1 protein-coding gene is annotated in these 1,110 nt (G+C 62.3%); it reads left to right on the top strand.

The features are described from left to right. Positions 1-229 precede the first annotated feature (229 nt). Positions 230-1,110, top strand: an 881-nt coding sequence (locus tag EOA85_RS35820; RefSeq protein WP_245486373.1) for an ABC transporter ATP-binding protein, incomplete at its 3' end; no start/stop codon positions are given.

Below are 1,110 nucleotides of genomic sequence, written 5' to 3'. Positions count from 1 at the left end.
CTCTACGAGAGAGCGGGGCAGATGTATTTCGATGCCGGCGTCGTCATCCCGCTTGTCGACGTAAACGATGTGGTTGTCCACGCCAAGCGTCTGAAGGACCTTGGACTCCGCCCCGTGAATCCACCTGGCAACATCGACTTTGCCACCGTTCGCTGGGGACCCTGAATTCCGGAAGCAGGTCAGGCTCGTCCCTTAGATGGTCAAGCTTCCGCACCGAATGTCCGAACCCGTGACCGAATCCGTCCTTGCCGTCAAAGACCTCTCAGTTATTCTCAGCCGCGAAGGCCGTTCTTCCCGCGTCCTCGATGGCATCAGTTTCGACATGTTTCCGGGCGAGATCATCGCGCTGGTCGGGGAAAGCGGATCCGGCAAGACAAGCATCGGGCTTACGCTTCAGGGGCTCCTGCCTCGCGAGCACCTTCCGCAGATTGCAGGCTCGATCCGGCTGACGGGGATCGAACTGGTCGGCGCGGGAAGGCGCTCCTGGCAGTCGGTTCGCCGCCACCTCGTCCGTGCCATCTCGCAAGATCCGATGGGCGCGCTCAACCCTACGATGACCATCCGTCGCCAGATGCGCGAATCCAATGGGGGGTCCGATGGATCGATCGAAGACTGGCTCAGCCGAACCGGCCTACTTGACCCGGACCGCATCGCCGATGCGCTTCCACATCGCCTGTCGGGGGGGCAGCGTCAGCGAGTGCTTATTGCCATGGCGATGATGGCAAGACCGAAGCTCCTCATCGCCGACGAACCGACCACCGCGCTCGACGTCATGATGCAGGCGCAGATCCTTGAGCTCTTGCGCGATCTCGCTCGCGAGCAGCAGACGGCAATTCTCTTCGTCACGCACGATCTAACCGTGGCGGCCTCACTGGCCGACCGCGTCCTGGTTCTCTACGCCGGACGCATCGTTGAAATGGGCAGCATGCAGGATGTGGCCCGCAATGCCACGCACCCCTATTCCGCCGGCCTGCTCGCCGCTCGATTCGATTTGGACTCTGATCGACGGCGCCCGCTTCCCACTCTCCCGTCCGAACACACGCCCTCCATAAAGGTTGAGAACGCCTGCGCCTACGCGGTACGCTGCCCGATCGCCCAGCCAGATTGCAC

Origin of the sequence: Mesorhizobium sp. M5C.F.Ca.IN.020.29.1.1, assembly GCF_003997375.1 — a bacterium.
GTDB classification, from domain to species: domain Bacteria; phylum Pseudomonadota; class Alphaproteobacteria; order Rhizobiales; family Rhizobiaceae; genus Mesorhizobium; species Mesorhizobium wenxiniae.
This window is presented reverse-complemented; position numbering and strand designations above follow the sequence as displayed.